17 protein-coding genes are annotated in these 15,984 nt (G+C 74.1%); 11 read left to right on the top strand and 6 right to left on the bottom strand.

Translation table 11 applies throughout. The annotated features are described in order from the left end of the window. Window positions 1–68: 68 nt before the first annotated feature. Window positions 69–866 carry a hypothetical protein gene (locus ABTZ99_RS29405; RefSeq protein ID WP_498772727.1) on the bottom strand — a complete coding sequence of 266 codons (798 nt, stop codon included), beginning with the start codon at window positions 864–866 and terminating at the stop codon, window positions 69–71. Between the two features lie 62 nt (window positions 867–928). On the opposite strand from ABTZ99_RS29405, the gene ABTZ99_RS29400 reads away from it, so the two are divergent. Further along, a complete protein-coding gene (locus ABTZ99_RS29400) occupies window positions 929–1,438 on the top strand; it encodes a DUF2087 domain-containing protein (RefSeq protein ID WP_498772725.1) in 510 nt (169 codons plus the stop codon). 70 nt (window positions 1,439–1,508) lie between these two features. Here ABTZ99_RS29400 and ABTZ99_RS29395 read toward each other — a convergent pair whose 3' ends face one another. Then, the gene (locus tag ABTZ99_RS29395) at window positions 1,509–2,333 is read right to left on the bottom strand and encodes an aldo/keto reductase (RefSeq protein WP_499615811.1); all 825 of its coding nucleotides are present in this window, start codon (window positions 2,331–2,333) and stop codon (window positions 1,509–1,511) included. Window positions 2,334–2,544: 211 nt separating this feature from the next. On the opposite strand from ABTZ99_RS29395, the gene ABTZ99_RS29390 reads away from it, so the two are divergent. The 6 genes from ABTZ99_RS29390 (at window position 2,545) to ABTZ99_RS29365 (ending at window position 9,085) form a co-directional block, all read left to right on the top strand. Continuing rightward, window positions 2,545–3,471, top strand: coding sequence for an NAD-dependent epimerase/dehydratase family protein (locus ABTZ99_RS29390; protein WP_499615746.1), 927 nt, complete (start codon window positions 2,545–2,547; stop codon window positions 3,469–3,471). Window positions 3,472–3,559: 88 nt separating this feature from the next. Then, complete coding sequence (locus ABTZ99_RS29385; protein WP_499615743.1) at window positions 3,560–5,179, top strand: carbamoyltransferase family protein; 1,620 nt, start codon at window positions 3,560–3,562, stop codon at window positions 5,177–5,179. After that, window positions 5,176–6,411, top strand: a complete 1,236-nt coding sequence (locus ABTZ99_RS29380; protein WP_499615741.1) for a glycosyltransferase family 2 protein — start codon at window positions 5,176–5,178, stop codon at window positions 6,409–6,411. The genes ABTZ99_RS29385 and ABTZ99_RS29380 overlap by 4 nt, the downstream gene beginning before the upstream one ends. A gap of 2 nt (window positions 6,412–6,413) precedes the next feature. Next, the gene (locus ABTZ99_RS29375; protein WP_499615808.1) at window positions 6,414–7,298 is read left to right on the top strand and encodes a glycosyltransferase family 9 protein; all 885 of its coding nucleotides are present in this window, start codon (window positions 6,414–6,416) and stop codon (window positions 7,296–7,298) included. Further along, on the top strand, window positions 7,256–8,533 hold the full coding sequence (locus tag ABTZ99_RS29370; protein WP_499615737.1) for a UDP-glucose dehydrogenase family protein: 1,278 nt from the start codon (window positions 7,256–7,258) through the stop codon (window positions 8,531–8,533). The genes ABTZ99_RS29375 and ABTZ99_RS29370 overlap by 43 nt, the downstream gene beginning before the upstream one ends. 78 nt (window positions 8,534–8,611) lie before the next feature. After that, window positions 8,612–9,085 (top strand): VOC family protein, encoded by a 474-nt coding sequence (locus ABTZ99_RS29365; protein WP_498772713.1) that lies wholly within the window; start codon window positions 8,612–8,614, stop codon window positions 9,083–9,085. Window positions 9,086–9,089: 4 nt separating this feature from the next. Here the strand turns inward: ABTZ99_RS29365 and ABTZ99_RS29360 are convergent, their stop codons facing one another. Together ABTZ99_RS29360 and ABTZ99_RS29355 are read right to left on the bottom strand one after the other, a co-directional pair. Then, on the bottom strand, window positions 9,090–9,794 hold the full coding sequence (locus ABTZ99_RS29360; RefSeq protein ID WP_498772711.1) for an ABC transporter permease: 705 nt from the start codon (window positions 9,792–9,794) through the stop codon (window positions 9,090–9,092). Then, window positions 9,791–10,705: an ABC transporter ATP-binding protein gene (locus ABTZ99_RS29355; RefSeq protein ID WP_499615734.1), complete on the bottom strand. Its 915-nt coding sequence runs from the start codon at window positions 10,703–10,705 to the stop codon at window positions 9,791–9,793. Before ABTZ99_RS29355 ends, ABTZ99_RS29360 begins: the two co-directional genes overlap by 4 nt. 109 nt (window positions 10,706–10,814) lie before the next feature. On the opposite strand from ABTZ99_RS29355, the gene ABTZ99_RS29350 reads away from it, so the two are divergent. Both ABTZ99_RS29350 and ABTZ99_RS29345 read left to right on the top strand, forming a co-directional pair. Continuing rightward, the gene (locus tag ABTZ99_RS29350; protein ID WP_499615732.1) at window positions 10,815–11,960 is read left to right on the top strand and encodes a sensor histidine kinase; all 1,146 of its coding nucleotides are present in this window, start codon (window positions 10,815–10,817) and stop codon (window positions 11,958–11,960) included. Beyond that, window positions 11,957–12,559, top strand: a complete 603-nt coding sequence (locus ABTZ99_RS29345) for a response regulator transcription factor (protein WP_499615730.1) — start codon at window positions 11,957–11,959, stop codon at window positions 12,557–12,559. The genes ABTZ99_RS29350 and ABTZ99_RS29345 overlap by 4 nt, the downstream gene beginning before the upstream one ends. Here the strand turns inward: ABTZ99_RS29345 and ABTZ99_RS29340 are convergent. Next, a complete protein-coding gene (locus tag ABTZ99_RS29340; RefSeq protein WP_499615805.1) occupies window positions 12,517–13,908 on the bottom strand; it encodes an aldehyde dehydrogenase family protein in 1,392 nt (463 codons plus the stop codon). The genes ABTZ99_RS29345 and ABTZ99_RS29340 overlap by 43 nt on opposite strands. Window positions 13,909–13,978: 70 nt before the next feature. Between ABTZ99_RS29340 and ABTZ99_RS29335 the strand changes: the two genes are divergently transcribed. Both ABTZ99_RS29335 and ABTZ99_RS29330 read left to right on the top strand, forming a co-directional pair. Then, entirely contained in the window at window positions 13,979–14,374 is a 396-nt protein-coding gene (locus tag ABTZ99_RS29335; protein ID WP_498772703.1) for a ChaB family protein, read from the top strand. Between the two features lie 120 nt (window positions 14,375–14,494). After that, window positions 14,495–14,974: a DUF1772 domain-containing protein gene (locus ABTZ99_RS29330; RefSeq protein ID WP_499615727.1), complete on the top strand. Its 480-nt coding sequence runs from the start codon at window positions 14,495–14,497 to the stop codon at window positions 14,972–14,974. Here the strand turns inward: ABTZ99_RS29330 and ABTZ99_RS29325 are convergent. Continuing rightward, window positions 14,971–15,792: an SDR family oxidoreductase gene (locus ABTZ99_RS29325; protein WP_498772699.1), complete on the bottom strand. Its 822-nt coding sequence runs from the start codon at window positions 15,790–15,792 to the stop codon at window positions 14,971–14,973. The two genes, ABTZ99_RS29330 and ABTZ99_RS29325, sit on opposite strands and share 4 nt — an antisense overlap. Window positions 15,793–15,984 lie beyond the last annotated feature (192 nt).

Here is a 15,984-nt window from a genome sequence, read left to right as displayed (position 1 = left end):
GGCGTCGCGCTCGCGTGGCAACACCGGCACGCGCGCTGCTACGGAGTCCTCCTGCTGCTGCTCTACGGTCAGCTGTTCATCACCGACGCGGAGGACACCGGGACCATGGGCCTGCCCACGTGGGAGACGCTGGCGTACGGCCGGGCCGCCCTGGCGGGCGTGGTGATCGCGCTGATCCCGGCGTTCAAGCGGCGGTAGTCGCCCGCGGTCATCGTGCCGTCCGGGTGGAAGCGCAGCTTGGCGTCGCCGCTGAGGGCGATCGACTCGAACATCGCGAGGTCGGACTTGGTGGTCGGCCGCCAGTACATGTGCGCGCCGTGGGTGACGCCCATGTCCATCGACATCATGGTCGCCACCGCCCGGTCGTACCGGCGGCGGCTCAGGTCCGCGCCGCCGGAGGCGCGGATGTCGAACACGTCGTGGTCGCCGGTCAGGGGCCGCAGCCCGCCGCGCCGGTCGAACCCGTGCACGACGCCGTCGCGCACGACGTACTCCCCCCGTCGCTCGAACCGGTCCATCTTGTCGCGCAACGCCTCGAACTCGACCCGCCGCTGGTCGTACCGGCGCAGCAGCCGGTCGTGCAGGTCGTGGTGGGGTAACTCGGGCCGGAAGTAGCCGACGAGCCCCCGGTGGCGGCGGGCCGCGCCCAGTCGGACGTCGAGGTCGTCGATGGTCTTGGCCTTCACCGCCTCGGGTTTGGGCAGCGCGCCCTCGCGCAACCACGCCACCGCGTGCGGGTTCGTGGCCCGCACGTCGATGACGAGGTCCTGCTCGGCCGCCACCTGCTGGAACTTGCGGGCGTTCTCGGTCGGCATGCCGAAAACCGGCTCCACCGACGCCAGGGGGAAGAGGTGATCAGTGCGCACGGCTATTAAGGTCCGCCCGAAATGGGCGTGCACCAGACCGCGGGGTTCGGTTAGCTCGAAGCGTGACCCCTGATTCACTGATCGGACTGCTGGCCGAACCCGAGCGGTTGCGCGTGGCCGCCGCTCTGGTGCTCGGCGCCCGCACGACGGCGGACATCGTCGGAGCGACCGGGTTGGACGCTCGGCGGGTCGAGAACTCGTTGCGCCGACTGCGGTCGGCCGGTCTCGTCGTGACCGACGGTTCGGGCTTGCGGTTGCGCGAGGAGCTGTTCAAGGAGGCCACCCGGGTCGAACAGGCGAACCGGGTCCAGGAGGACCCGTTCGTGCGAGATGGGCGGCTGGTGAAGCTCCCCGCGCAGCGCGGGCGCAGGCGGGCGGTGCTCGAACAGGTGAGCACCGCGTTCGAGCCGGGTAGACGGTACCCCGAGCGGGAGGTCGTGGAGGTGTTGAAGCGGTGGTGCGAGGGCGGTGAGGTCGACCACGTGACCGTGCGCCGGTACCTCGTGGACGAAGAGCTGCTCAGCCGGGACGACGGCGTGTACTGGCGTACCGGCGGCCCGGTGAGCGTCTAGCGGTCGTCGACGTCCGCGCGGACGTCTGGTCGTGTGTCGTTCGGTGGTGGGATCGTCGGCTGTCCGGCGGTCAGCCGAAGGTGTCGGGATCGGGGCCGGTGCGCTCGCCCCGGTCCAGTTCCCTGATGCGACCCAGGTCCTCGTCGTCGAGCTCGAAGTCGAACAGGGCGAAGTTCTCCGCGATCCGGCTCGGCGTCACCGACTTGGGGATGACCACGTGGTCCAGCTGCACGTGCCAGCGCAGCACGACCTGGGCGGGCGTGCGGCCGTGCTTGGCCGCGATCCCGGTGATGACCGGGTCGGACAGCAGCGCGCCCTGCGCCAGCGGGCTCCACGCCTCGGTCGCGATGCCCAGCCGGGCGTGGACGGCGCGCAGCTCCGCCTGCTGGAGCCTGGGGTGCAGCTCGACCTGGTTCACCGCGGGCACCGCGCCGGTCGCGTCCACGATCCGCTCCAGGTGCGCGGGCTGGAAGTTGGACACGCCGATCGCCCGCACCCGGCCGTCGGCGTGCAGCTTGCCCAGCGCGCGCCAGGTGTCGACGTACCGGTCCTGCTTGGGCGCGGGCCAGTGCACCAGGTACAGGTCGACCCGGTCGAGGCCGAGCCGCTCGGCGCTCGCGTCGAACGCGCGCAGCGCCTCGTCGTAGCCCTGGTCGGAGTTCCACAGCTTGGTGGTCACGAAGATCTCGTCGCGCGGCACGGGCGACTCGGCGATGGCCCGGCCGACCTGCTCCTCGTTGCGGTAGGCGGCGGCCGTGTCGATGCTGCGGTAGCCGACCCGCAACGCCTCGGCCACCGCGCCGGGGGTGTCCTCAGTGGACACCTGGAAGACACCGAAACCGAGCTGCGGCATGGTGACGCCGTTGTTCAGGGTGATGGTCCTCATGGGCCTCATCATGCCCGCTGTCACCGCCTCCCACGTGCTGGAACGCGCCGACCGGCGGCCCGCCCCACCGGTCCGGTCCCGACGCGAGGGCGTTGTCCGAGGTGACGGAGGTGTCGAACGCGTGGTCACGGGTCGACGCGATCACCCGTCGTTCGGACACCGGCGAGTGCTACTCCGGGCAGTGGTGGTTACTCATCGGCTCCACGGGTAGGCCCAGCGCATGGGATTCGAACGAGCGGTGGTGACGGGTGGGGCCGGGTTCCTCGGTTCGCACGTGTGCGAAGCGCTGCTCAAGCGCGGCACGCGGGTGGTGTGCGTCGACGACTTCCGCACCGGGTCGCCGGACAACCTGCCGGACGACCCGAGGCTGGGCGTGGTGGTGGAGGACGTGGCCAAGCCCCTCGACCTGCTCGGCCACGTCGACCTGGTGGTGCACCTGGCCTGCCCGGCCTCGCCGGTCGACTACCTGCGCATGCCCGTCGACACGCTCAAGACGGGCGGTTTCGGCACCCTGCACGCGCTGGAGCTGGCGCGGCGCAAGAACGCGCGGATCGTCATCGCCTCCACCAGCGAGGTGTACGGCGACCCCTTGGAGCACCCCCAGCGCGAGACGTACTGGGGCAACGTCAACCCGGTCGGCCCGCGCAGCGTCTACGACGAGGCCAAGCGCTTCGGCGAGGCCATGACCTGCGCGTTCCGCGGCGAGTACGGCGTCGACACGGGGATCGTGCGCATCTTCAACACCTACGGCGCCCGGATGCGGCCCGACGACGGCCGGATGATCCCCACGTTCGTGCGGCAGGCGCGCGCGGGCGAGCCGCTGACCGTGCACGGCGACGGCGCGCAGACCCGGTCGCTGTGCCACGTGGACGACCTGGTGCGGGGCCTGCTGTCGATGGCGGAGTGCGACCACCCCGGTCCGGTGAACCTCGGCAACCCCGAGGAGGTCACCGTGCTCGAGGTGGCGCGCAAGGTCATCGAGCTGACCGGCAGCACGTCCACGATCGAGCACGTCGACGCGATGACCGACGACCCGCGCCGCCGCCGCCCGGACATCTCGCTGGCCCGGCGGGTGCTGTGCTGGCAGCCGGAGATCGGGTTGGACGAGGGGCTGCGGCGCTCGTTTGACCGGCACCTCGTCGGGTAGTCGGACGACACCGGTCCGCGACGGTCACCCCCGGGCGGAGGTCGCGCCGGGTGCGGTCCACACAGGAGTCGAGCGAAAGGGGAGAACCGTGCGGGTGCTCGGTGTCAACGCGGTCTTCCACGACCCCGCCGCCGCCCTCGTGGTGGACGGCGAGGTGGTGGCCGCCGCGGAAGAGGAACGCTTCTCCCGGCGCAAGCACGGCAAGCGGCCGGTGCCGTTCTCGGCGTGGGAACAGCCCGAGCAGGCCGCCCGCTGGTGCCTGGAGCACGCCGGGCTGACGCCGGCCGACCTCGACGCGGTCGCCTACTCCTACGACCCGGACCTGGTCGAGCCCAGCGACGTGCCGTGGGAGGACCTGCGCACCCAGTACGCCCGCCGCGCGCCGTACTTCCTGGCCACCGCGCTGCCGGGGTTGGACCCGGCGATCGTGCGGTTCGTGCCGCACCACGTGGCGCACGCCGCGTCGACGGGCTTGGCCGCGCCGTTCGACGGCGACTGCGCCGTGCTGGTCAACGACGGTCGCGGCGAGTGCCGCTCGCACCTGGCGGGCAGCTACCGCGACCACAGGCTGGAGACGTTGGCCGCCCAGCACCTGCCGCACTCCCTCGGCCTGCTCTACGAGGACCTGACCGAGCACCTCGGCTTCCTGCGCTCCAGCGACGAGTACAAGGTGATGGCCCTGGCCTCCTACGCCGAGCCCAAGCACCTGGACCTGCTGCGCGAGCACGTCCGGGCGACCGAGGACGGCGGGTTCGCGGTGACGCCGCTGGACTGGGCGACGCTGGCCAAGCGCCGCGACCCGGACGGCGAGGTGACGCGCGAGCACGCGGAGCTGGCGGCCAGCGTGCAGGTGCGCGTCGAGGAGGTGCTGCTGGACCTGGTCCGGTGGCTGCACGAGCGGACCGGGCAGAAGCGGCTGACCATGGCGGGCGGCGTGGCGCTCAACTGCGTGGCGAACACGCGGATCTTCGCCGAGGGGCCGTTCGACGAGGTGTGGGTGCAGCCGGCGGCCGGTGACGCGGGCACCGCGCTGGGTGCGGCGTTGCAGGTGGTCGCGGACGCGGGCGAGCCCGCGGGCGCGATGCCGGGCGCGGACCTGGGCCGGTCGTGGACCGACGCGCAGGTCGAGGACTACCTGCGCACCGCGAAGATCGCTTACGAGGAGCCTGCCGACGTGGCCGTCGCGGTGGCCGAGGCGTTGGCCGACGACCAGGTGGTCGCCTGGTTCCAGGGTCGCAGCGAGTACGGGCCGCGGGCGCTGGGCCGCCGGTCGCTGCTCGCGCACCCCGGGCGGGCGGAGAACCTGGAACGGCTCAACAACGTGAAGGGGCGCGAGCAGTTCCGGCCGATCGCGCCGATGGTGCTGGCCGACCGCGCGGCCGAGCTGTTCGAACGGGGGCCGTTGCCGAGCCCGTACATGCTCTTCGTGCACGACGTGCGCCCGGAGTGGCGTGACCGGATCCCGGCGGTGGTGCACGTGGACGGCACCGCGCGCGTGCAGACCGTCGACCCGGGCGCGGAGCCGCTGATGGCGCGGGTGATCCGTGAGTTCGACCGGCGCACGGGCGTGCCCGTGGTGGTGAACACGAGCCTGAACACGGCCGGGCGGCCGATGGTGGACGACCCGCGTGACGCGCTGGAGTGCTTCGGCTCGGCGCCGGTCGACCTGCTGGCGATCGGCCGGTTCGTGGTGCGGCGGCGGCCGTGAGCGTCGACTACGCGGTGGTGATCCCCACCGTGGGGCGGGACAGCCTGCGCGTCGTGCTCGACGCGCTGGAGCACGGTGTCGGCCCGCCGCCGCGCGAGATCATCGTGGTGGACGACCGGCCCGAGCCCGGACCGCTGCCGGCGACGCACTCGGCGCGCGTGCTGCGTTCCGGCGGTCGCGGCCCGGCCGCCGCGCGCAACGCCGGGTGGCGTGCCGCGTGCTGCGAGTGGGTGGCGTTCCTGGACGACGACGTGGTGCCGCCGCGTGACTGGAAGCTGCGGTTGGCCGAGGACCTGGGCGGGCTGGGGCTGGACGTCGGCGCGTCGCAGGCGCGGATCGTCGTGCCGCTGCCCGAGGACCGCAGGCCGACCGACTGGGAGCGCGGCACGGCGGGGCTGGCCGACGCGCGGTGGATCACCGCGGACATGGCGTACCGGCGGGCTGCTCTCGTGCACGCCGGCGGCTTCGACGAACGGTTCCCGCGCGCGTACCGGGAGGACGCCGAGTTGGCGTTGCGGGTGCAGGCGCGCGGGTACCGGATCGTGAACGGTGACCGCGTGACCACGCACCCGGTGCGGGAGGCGGGGTTCTTCGCCAGCCTGAAGCAGCAGCGGGGCAACGCGGACGACGCGCTGGTGCGGCGGTTGTTGGGGCCGCGGTGGCGTGAGCGGATCGGTGGCGCGCCCGGACGGCTGCCCTGGCACGCGGCGACCACGGGGGCCGGCGGGTTGGCACTCCTTTGTGGACTGCTCGGGTGGCGGAAGGCGGCGGTGGCGTTCGGCGGGGCGTGGGCGGGGTTGACCGGGTGGTTCGCCGCGCGTCGCATCGCGCCCGGGCCGCGGACCGGGGACGAGGTGGCGCGGATGGTCGTGACCAGCCTCGCGATCCCGCCCGCGGCGTGCTGGCACCGGCTGCGGGGCGAGGTGCGCCACCGGGCCGTGCCCGTGGTGGGAGGGCCGGGTCGGCGGGTCGTGCTGGTGGCCGACGCGCTGGGCCGGCTGCGTTCGCGGGTCGACCTGCGTGCGACGGCCCGTGCGGCCGGTGCGGCGGCTGGCGGGACGCGCGGGGCTGCGGCCTCGCCGCGCGGGGCCGGCACGGCAGGCGGGCGCCGGGCGGTAGGCAGGTCTGCGGAGGCGGCGCGCGGAGCCGGGACAGCCGGTGGGTCGGCGGCGGCCGGGGCGGGTGAGGCCGGCATCGAGCCCGGGTCCGGGACCGGGACGGTGCGGTCGTGAGGATCCTCGTGTTGCGCGCGCTCGGGCTCGGCGACCTGCTGACGGCCGTGCCGGCGCTGCGCGGGCTGCGGCGGGCGCACCCCGGCGCCGAGATCACCCTGGCCGCACCCGGCTGGCTGGCCGACGCGGTGGCCCGGATCGACGCGGTCGACCGGCTGCTGCCCACCGAAGGCCTCGTGCCCATCGACTACAGCTCACCGGACCTGGCGGTCAACCTGCACGGGCGCGGGCCGCAGAGCACCGAGCTGCTCCGCGCCACCCACCCCGCCCGGCTGATCACCCACGGCGTGCACGTGCCCTGGCCCCGGCACCAGCACGAGGTGCTGCGGTGGTGCCGGCTGCTGGCCCAGTTCGGCATCGCCTGCGACCCCGCCGACCTGCGCCTGCCGCCGCTGCCCCACCACGACGCGATCGTCGTGCACCCCGGCGCGAGCCACGCCGCCCGCCGTTGGCCCGCCGACCGGTTCGCGGCGGTGGCGCGGGCGTTGGGCCCGGACGTGGTGGTGACCGGCAGCCCGGCCGAGGAGCCGCTGATCCGCGCGGTCGCGCCGGGGCGGACGCGGATGGGGGACCTGGCCGGGCTGCTCGACCTGGTGGCCGGCGCGCGACTGGTCGTCTGCGGCGACACCGGCGTCGCCCACGTCGCCACCGCCTACGGCACGCCGTCCGTGGTGCTGTTCGGGCCCGTGCCACCGGCCGAGTGGGGTCCGAGGTCGGGGCCCCACCACGTGCTGTGGCACGGCACGACCGGCGACACGTTCGCCGACCGACCAGACCCGGGCCTGCTCGGGATCACCGTGGACGAGGTGTTGGACGCCGCACGATCGCTGCTGGGAGGTGGACCGTGGCCAGGATCGGCGTCATCGGCGCGGGCTATGTCGGGTTGACCACCGCCGCCTGCTTCGCGCGCCTCGGGCACACCGTGGTCTGCGCGGACGTGGACGAGGTGAAGGTCGCGGCGCTCGGCCGGGCCGAGGTCGGCGCGCACGAGCCGGGGCTCGCGGAGCTGGTCGCGGAGGGGTTGCGGGCCGGGCGGTTGCGGTTCGTGCTCGGCAACGCCGACGCCCTGTCCACGGTGGACTTCGTGTTCCTCTGCGTGCCGACGCCGACCGGCGCGGACGGCGCGGCCGACCTCGCCGCGGTGCACGCGGTGCTGCGCGAGGCGCGGGACGCGGTCCGGCCCGGCTGCGTCCTGGTGATCAAGTCGACCGTGCCCGCGGGAACCACCGAGCGGGTGGCGGAGCTGGTGGGCCGGCCGGACGTGCGAGTGGTGTCCAACCCGGAGTTCCTGCGCGAGGGGCACGCGGTGGACGACTTCCTGCGACCCCAGCGGGTCGTGGTCGGGTCGGCAGCGGAGGACGCGGCACGGCGGGTGGTCGCGCTGTACGCGGGCACCGGCGCGCCGGCGCTGGTCACCGGCAGCGCGAGCGCCGAGCTGGTGAAGTACGCGAGCAACTGCTTCCTGGCGATGAAGCTGTCCTACGTCAACAGCCTGGCCGAGCTGTGCGAGCGGGTCGGGGCGGACATCGGCGACGTGACCGAGGGCATGCGGCTGGACGACCGGATCGGCTCGGCGTTCCTGGAGCCGGGTCCCGGCTGGGGTGGTTCGTGCTTCCCCAAGGACACCAGGGCGCTGCTGTCCACGGCGGAGGACGCGCGGGTCGACTTCCCGCTCCTGCGCGCGACCATCGGCACGAACGGCCACCAGGCGCACCGCGTGGTCGGGTTGGTGCGCGAGGCGGTGGGCCGCGCGCTGGCCGGCGTGCGGCTCGGGCTGCTCGGGCTGACGTTCAAGGCGGGCACCGACGACCTGCGCGACTCCCCCGCCCTGGCCGTGGCCTCGCTGCTGGCCGCGGAGGGCGCGTGGCTGACCGGCTACGACCCGTGCGTCGCGGAGGACTGCGGCCCGGTGCGGGTGCTCGACTCGGCCGAGGCGGTGGCGGAGGGCGCGGACGGGCTGGTGGTGCTGACCGAGTGGCCCGAGTTCGCGGAGCTGGACTGGCCGAACCTGGCCGCCTCGATGGCCCGCCCGGTCATCGTGGACACCCGCAACCTGCTGCCGGTGGAGAAGGTGGCCGAGGCGGGGTTCCACCTGGTCTCGCTGGGCCGTCCGCACCCCTAGTAGGACCGGATCCGACCTACATCGTCACTACCGTCCCTCCTCGTGGAGAACCGCCACCCGGAACGAGGAGACGATCAAGTGAACGTTGTGCCCGACGGCTACCACACCGTGACGCCCTGGATCATCACCGCAGGCCGCACGGCCGAGCTGATCGACTTCACGGTCGCCGTCCTCGACGCCGTCGAACTGGGCCGCGTCGAGGTCGACGGGGTGATCGGCCACGCCGAGGTCCGCGTCGGCGACTCGGTGGTGATGATGTTCGACAAGCCGGGGTGGCCGGCCACCCCGGCGTTCCTGCGGCTCTACGTCGCCGACGACGCCGAGGTGCTGCGGCGCGCCGTGGCCCGCGGCTCGGTCGTGGTGACCGAGCCGACCGAGCTGTTCTGGGGCGACCGGGTGAGCCGCCTGCGCGACCCGTTCGGCAACCTGTGGTGGGTCCACCAGCGCGTCGCGGAGCCGACCCCGGACGAGCTCGCGGCCCGGATGGTCGACCCCGCGTTCGTCGCGGCGATGGAGTACGTCCAGAGCGCGGACTTCTCCCCCGTCGGCTGACGGCCTACCCGCGCGGGTCCCAGCGGAAGAAGCGGGCGGCCAGGGCGGTCGCGGCGACGGTCCACAGCGCCACGGACAGCGCCGCCGGGCCGATCTGGTCGGCCGGTCCGCCCCACGCCGCGCCGACCAGCGTGCCGAGGCCGGTGCCGGGCACCAGGAACACCGGCAGCTCCAAGTTGCCGTTGGACCCGATCAGGCCGCCGACGATCAGGGCGAAGAAGAACGGCGCCGTGGTGATCTGGGCGAGTTCCGCGGTGCCGGTGACACCGCTGGTGCACACCCCCGCCGCGCAGCTGAGCGCCACGCCGCCGACCATGGCGAGCACCAGCAGCTCGGGCCGGTCGGGCATCGGCGCGCCCGCCGCCACGCTGATCCCCAGCAGCACGAGCGCCTGCGCGAGGCCGAGCACCACCACCGGCAGCAGGACGCCGGTCAGCACGACGACGTCCGACGCCGCGCCCGTCCGCAGCCGCTTCAGGTAGAGGTCCTGCCTGCGGGCGGTCAAAGAGGTCGTCACCGTCACGTACACGGTGAACCCGAACGAGAACAGCAGTTGGAGCGTGACGACCATCGTCCAGCCGGCCTGCTCGCCGTCCATCGTCAGCGCGAAGTAGACACCCGCGGCCATCGGCATCAGCACGGCCAGCGCGGCGGCGGTCCGGTTGCGCAGCAGGAGCTTCAGCTCGGCCACGCCCAGTGCGGCGATCATGCGGCCACTACCTCCTTGCCCGTCCGGGCACTGTGGAACACGTCCTCCAGCGACGCGTGGTGCGCGCGGATCCGGCCCAACCGCAGGCCCTCCCGCCGCGCCCACGCCAACAGCTCCGCCATGTCGTCCTGCAACTCGCCCGTGCGCACCTCGACCCGGCCGGTCGGCCGGTGCACCACGTCACCGGACAGCATCGGCAGCGCGCCCACGTCGAGCTGGTCCGGCAGGTCGAACTCGATGCGGGCCGGCTGGGCGGCGAGCACGTCCACCAGCGCGCCGGACACCGCGACCAGGCCCTCGTGCAGGATCGCGAGCCGGTGCGCGAGCGACTCGGCCTCCTCCAGGTAGTGCGTGGTCAGCACCACGGTCGTGCCCTCGGCCAGCAGTCCGCGCACGACCTCCCACGTCCGCTGCCGCGACTCGGGGTCCAACCCGGTCGTCGGCTCGTCCAGGAACAGCAGCTCCGGCCGGCCGAGCACGGCCAGCGCCAGGTCGAGCCGCCGCCGCTCACCGCCGGAGAGCTGCTTGATCCGCACGTCGCGCCGGTGCGCCAGGTCCAGCCGCTCCAGCACGTCCTCGGTGGCGCGCCGACCGCTCGTGACGCCCCACAGCGCCACCATCTCGCGCGCGGTCAGGTCGGCCGGGAACCCGCTGTCCTGCAACATGATCCCGGTGCGCGAGCGCAGCGCCGCGCGTTCGCGGAACGGGTCGAGCCCCAGCACCCGCACGGTGCCGCCGAACGGGGCGCGCAGCCCCTCCAACGTCTCCATGGTCGTGGTCTTGCCCGCGCCGTTGGTGCCCAAGAGCGCGAACAGCTCACCGCGCCGCACCTCGAAGTCCAACCCTCGCACGGCTTCGAAGTCACCGTAGCGGCACCTGAGGTCCGCCACGTCGATCACCGTTTCTCCCATGGCCACCATCGTGGTCGCGGGCCTGCGCCGCACCCAGTGCCGTCGCGCACCGGTCCCTGTGACAGATGTCAGCAGACAGGGGTGCGATCCGACTCGTAGATTCGTCGGTGTGACTCCCTTGAACGGGCTCCGCCGCTACACGTGGTGGACCGTCGTGACCGGCGGCGTGGTGGTCGGCCTGGGCACGGTGGCCGACCTGTTCGCGCACGACTACGGCGCGCTGACGTCGGTGCTGCTGGCGGCGGCCGTGGCCCTGGTGATCGTCCAGCACGTCCGGTACATGCGCCACGCGATGGTCGGGCTGGGCCGCGGCGACGGCCCGCCGTGGGAGCACGCGGCGACGTTCGCGGTGGCGCTGGTGGCGTGGGCGGTGACCAGCGGCGCCCACGGCTTCATGCCCGTCTGGGCCGTGATGCCCGCCCTGGTGGTCGCGCACGTGGGCGCGATCCTGCCGGCCCGCCGCCGGTGGCCGGTGGTGGCGCTGATGGCGGTGCTCTCCGTCGCGACGGGCGGGCTGTTCGGCGGTGAGGACGCCGGTCCGGCGATGCTCATGGCCGGGGTCATGGTCGTCGCGCTGGTGTTCGCCGACCTGGCCCAGCTGTGGATGTGGGACCTGGCGGTGAAGCAGGAGCAGAGCCGCAAGACCGCCGAGGCGCTGGCCGTGGCCGAGGAGCGGCTGAGGTTCGCCGCCGACCTGCACGACGTCCAGGGCCACCACCTGCAGGCCATCGCGTTGAAGGGCGAGCTGGCGCAGCGGCTGATCGGCCGGGACGACGAGCTGGCCAGGCAGCACGCGGGCGAGGTGGCGGAGCTGGCGCGGACGGCGCTGAAGGAGACCCGCGAGGTGGTGCAGGGCTACCGGCGGGCGAGCCTGGGCACGGAGATCACGAACGCGGTGGGCGTGCTGCGGGCGGCGGGCATCGAGACGACGGTCGAGGGCGACGCGGCGGGCGTGCCGCCGCCGTTGCAGCCGCTGTTCGGGGCGCTGGTGCGGGAGGGCACGACGAACGTGCTGCGGCACAGCCGGGCGCGGCACTGCGCGGTGCTGATCGAGGTCCTCGACGGCCAGGTGTGCGTGCGGCTGCGCAACGACGGCGTGCCGGCCGATTTCGCGGGCGCGGGCGACGTGGGCGAGGGCGGCGCGGGGCTGGCCGGGTTGCGCGAGCGGTTCGCCACCGTCGGCGGGCGGGTCGACGTCGGTCCGGCGGGCGCCGACGGGTTCGAGCTGGTCGGCAAGGCGGGGGTGGGCCGGTGATCCGCGTGGTGCTGGCCGACGACGAGGACCTGATCCGGGGCGCGCTGGCGGCGTTGCTGGAGCTGGAGGACGACATCTCGGTGGTCGCGCAGGCCAGCGACGGTGACGCGGCGGTCGCGGCGGTGCGGGCGCACCGGCCCGACATCGCGGTGTTCGACCTGGAGATGCCGCGGCGGGACGGCGTGCTCGCGGCCGAGGCGGTGCGCGGGCTGGAGGGCGTCGCGGTGGTGATCGTGACGCGGCACGCGCGGCCGGGCGTGCTGCGGCGGGCGTTGAGCGCGGGTGTGCGCGGGTTCGTGCCCAAGACGACGCCGGCCGCGCAGCTCGCCTCGATCCTGCGCGACGTGCACGCGGGCCGGCGCTACGTGGACTCCGAGATCGCCGCCGCCGCGCTGACCGAGGGCGCGTGCCCGTTGACCGCGCGGGAGCTGGACGTGCTGCGGTACGCGCTCCGGGGCGGCACGGTGGCCACCATCGCCGGTGAGGCCCACCTGGCGGCGGGCACGGTGCGCAACTACCTGTCGTCGGCGATGACGAAGCTCGGCGTCGACACCCGCTACGAGGCCGCCCGGCTCGCCTGGGACGAGGGCTGGATCTGAGCCTGCCCGAGGTGCACGACCTTCACCGTCGTCATCTCGTCGAGCAGCTCGGGACCGTAGCCGAACCCAGTGCCGGACAGCCGGCGCGGCTGGGCGGCGCCGCCGGGAGCACCGCCGAACACCGCGTTGACCTTCACCGTGCCGACGGGCAGCGCCCGCCACGCGTGCTGCGCGTTGGCCATCGACCCGGTGAGCACGGTCGCGGCCAGGCCGTGCTCGTCCACGCACGCCTCGGCCAGGCCCTCCTCGAACGACGGCACCACGCGCACGGGCGCGACCGGCCCGAACGTCTCCTCCCTCATCACGCGCATGTCGGGCGTGCAGCGGTCGAGCACGGTGGCCGGGTAGTACGCGCCCTCGCGGTCCGGGACCTCGCCGCCGACCAGCGGTTGCGCGCCGTCCGCCACCGCCTCGGCGACGTGCGCGTGCACGTGCTCCCTCAGCCGGAGGTCCACCAGGGGCTGCGGGTCGGCGTTCCACCGTCGGGCTTCCTCGCACAGCGCGGCCAGGAACCCCTCGGCCACGGCCTGGTGCACGAAGATCCGCTCCACGGACGTGCACAGCTGGCCGGCGTTGGTGAACGCGCCGATCGCGGCCTGTTCGGCGGCCCAGACCGGGTCCACGTCGGCGTCGACCAGCAGCGGGTCGTTGCCGCCGTTCTCCAGCAGCGCCTTCGCGCCGGTCCGGGCGCACGCGGCGGCGATCGAGCGGCCGGTGGCCGTGCCGCCGACGTGCGCGACGACGTCCACGTGCGGTGACGCGGCCAGCGCCGCGCCCACCGAGGCGTCGCCGGTGAGGCTCTGGAGCACGCCCGGCGGGAAGTGGTCGACCATGAGCTGCGCGAGCAGCACGCCGGTGTGCGGGCAGCGTTCGCTCGGCTTGTGCACGACGGTGTTGCCGGTCACCAGGGCCGCGCCGAGCAGGCCGCAGGACACCGCGACCGGGTCGTTCCACGGTGTCAGCGCGACGACCACGCCACGCGGTCCGGGGATCATGAAGTCGGCCGCGTCGTGCGAGCCCTGGAGCGACCGGCCGCGGTGGACCGGGCCCAGCTCGGCGTACTGCTCCAACGTGGACACACCGGCCAGCACACCCTCCCGGGCGGACGTGAAGGGGCGGCCGGTCTCGGAGCGCAGGACGTTCGCCAGGTCCGTCGCGTGCTCCCGGATCGCCTGCGCGGCGGCTTTCAGGGCGGTTCCCCGTTCGGCGGCGGGCGTGGCCGCCCAGCCGGGTTGCGCCTCGCGCGCGGTGAGCACCGAGCCGGCGACGTCCTCGTCCGTGGCGGTGGGCAGCCAGCCGATCAGCTGACCGTCGACCGGGCTGTGGACGTCGAGTGCGTCGACACGCATGTCCGTCATGGCCTCCGGGTACCCCGGTGGCCGAGGTGAAACCCGAGGCGAAGCCCCGAGGAGGAGAGCCATGCCCGGACGTGAGGAGTTGCCGAGCACGATCGCCCGGTCGCCGAAGAAGGCGCAGCGGACGTGGATCAAGGCGCACGACTCGGCGGTGCAGACGTACGGCGAGGGCCAGCGCTCGCACCGGACCGCGTTCGCCGCGTTGAAGCACTCGTTCGAGAAGGTCGGCGACCACTGGGAGCCCAAGGACCGCAAGGGCCCGTCCGACAAGCAGGCCGCGCGCAGCACGCCGAAGCAGGGCCGGACGGCGGGCGGCGTGGACGCCAACGCCAGCAAGCAGCACCTCTACGACCTGGCCAAGAAGCTGGACGTGCCGGGCCGGTCGAGCATGACCAAGCAGCAGCTGGTGGAGGCGATCGGCAAGGCGAACAACCGCAAGACCGCCAAGGCCCGCTCGTAGCCCGGGACCCCGTCGCAGCCCGGTCGCGGCCCCGCCGGTCGCGGCCCTCGGCAGTCGCGGCCCTCGCCGGTCGCAGCCCGGTCGCGGCCCCGTCCGGGACGCCGGTCGTAGTATCGGCGGATGGGATTCCGGATGCCGTGGGCCGCGATCGCGCGACTCGGTCAGGCCCACTGGTTCTTCGGCAACGTCTACGAGGCCGTGGTGGACGTCCCCCGGCTCCTCGCGGACGCCCGGCCGAACCGGGCGCCGGGGCTCCTGGCGGCCGGGAGCCCGGTCCGGTACTACATGCCGGCGGCGCCCGTGACGCTCGCGGCCACGGCGGTCGCCCTGGCCCGCTCCGGCGGTGACCGGCGGGACGTCGCCACGGCGGCGGCCGGCACGCTGGTGGCCGCCGCGCTCACCGTCTACCTGGTCCGGACCGTCAACCTGCGCCTGCTGCGCGACACCGAACCGCTGACCGACGACGACCGCCGCCGCCTGACGACCACCTGGCACCGCGGCAACCTGCTGCGCCTGCTGGCCCTGGCCGTCGCCGCCTCCGCCACGCGCCGCGCCACCCGGCGCTCCGACCGGCCCGCCCGCTTCGACCAGCCCGGCTAGGGCTGCGACCAGCTCCGGTCGGTGAGGAGCTGGCTCGCCTGCGGGCCCATCAACGTCATGCCGCCGTCCACCACGAACGACGCGCCCGTCACGTACCCGGCTGCCGGTGTCGCGAGGAACGCCACCACGGCGGCCACCTCGCCGGCGTGCCCCGGACGTCCCAGCGGCACGCCCGGTCGGGGTTCGGTGCGCGGGTCGACGTCGGCCTGACCCGTCATCGGCGTGGAGATCTCGCCGGGCGCGACCGAGTTCACCGTGATGGCGTGCTCGGCCAGCTCCAGGGCCAGCACCTTGGTCAACGCCCCGAGCCCGGCCTTGGCCGCGCAGTACGGCGCCGCGCCCACCCGCGGCTGGTGCTCGTGGACGCTGGTGATGTTGATGATCCGACCGCCCCGACCCGCCTTGATCATGTGCTTGGCGGCGCGCTGCGCGCACAGGAACGCGCCGTCGAGGTCGACCGACAGCACACCGCGCCAGGTGTCGAAGTCCATGTCCATGGCCTTCTGCGCGGTCCCGGTGCCGGCGCAGTTCACCAGCACGTCGATCCCGCCCAGCTCGGCGGCCAGGTCGTCGACCACGGACGCGGCGGTCGGCAGGTCGGTCAGGTCGAGCCGCCGCACGGCCGCCTGGACGCCCTTCTCCCGGACCTCCCGGGCGGTGGCCGAGGCGCCGTCGGCGTCGGAGTGGAACGTGATGCCGACGTCGACCCCGCCGCCCGCCAGCGCGACCGCCACGGCCTTGCCGATGCCGGAGTCCGACCCGGTCACGACCGCGCGCTGGGGCGCGCCCGCCCGGTCCTGCGGAAGTGGTGCGCTCATGGGCTGCGGGTACCCGGGGCGGTGTTTGCCACACGCCGTGCCGGGAACCCGAGGCTCGATCGCGAGCCCCCGCGAGCCCACCCGCGAGGTCACGTCGGTCCTTCGCGGCCCCCCGCGAGGTCGCGTCGGGGGGGGGGGGGGGGATGTGGGCGGGGGGGCCCGGGTTTTTGGGGGGGGGTAGGGGGGGGGGCA

Source organism: Actinosynnema sp. NPDC002837 (assembly GCF_040295345.1).
In the GTDB taxonomy this organism is placed as follows: domain Bacteria; phylum Actinomycetota; class Actinomycetes; order Mycobacteriales; family Pseudonocardiaceae; genus Actinosynnema.
The sequence above is the reverse complement of the archived record's forward strand: the minus strand, read 5'-3'. Positions and strand labels throughout refer to the sequence as shown.

Coding starts and splice junctions, on each gene's coding strand:
- ABTZ99_RS29335 (WP_498772703.1), top strand. CDS start 13,979: ATGCCCGGACGTGAGGAGTTGCCGAGCACGATCGCCCGGTCGCCGAAG.
- ABTZ99_RS29325 (WP_498772699.1), bottom strand. CDS start 15,792: ATGAGCGCACCACTTCCGCAGGACCGGGCGGGCGCGCCCCAGCGCGCG.
- ABTZ99_RS29390 (WP_499615746.1), top strand. CDS start 2,545: ATGGGATTCGAACGAGCGGTGGTGACGGGTGGGGCCGGGTTCCTCGGT.
- ABTZ99_RS29340 (WP_499615805.1), bottom strand. CDS start 13,908: ATGCGTGTCGACGCACTCGACGTCCACAGCCCGGTCGACGGTCAGCTG.
- ABTZ99_RS29355 (WP_499615734.1), bottom strand. CDS start 10,705: ATGGGAGAAACGGTGATCGACGTGGCGGACCTCAGGTGCCGCTACGGT.
- ABTZ99_RS29395 (WP_499615811.1), bottom strand. CDS start 2,333: ATGAGGCCCATGAGGACCATCACCCTGAACAACGGCGTCACCATGCCG.
- ABTZ99_RS29360 (WP_498772711.1), bottom strand. CDS start 9,794: ATGATCGCCGCACTGGGCGTGGCCGAGCTGAAGCTCCTGCTGCGCAAC.
- ABTZ99_RS29330 (WP_499615727.1), top strand. CDS start 14,495: ATGGGATTCCGGATGCCGTGGGCCGCGATCGCGCGACTCGGTCAGGCC.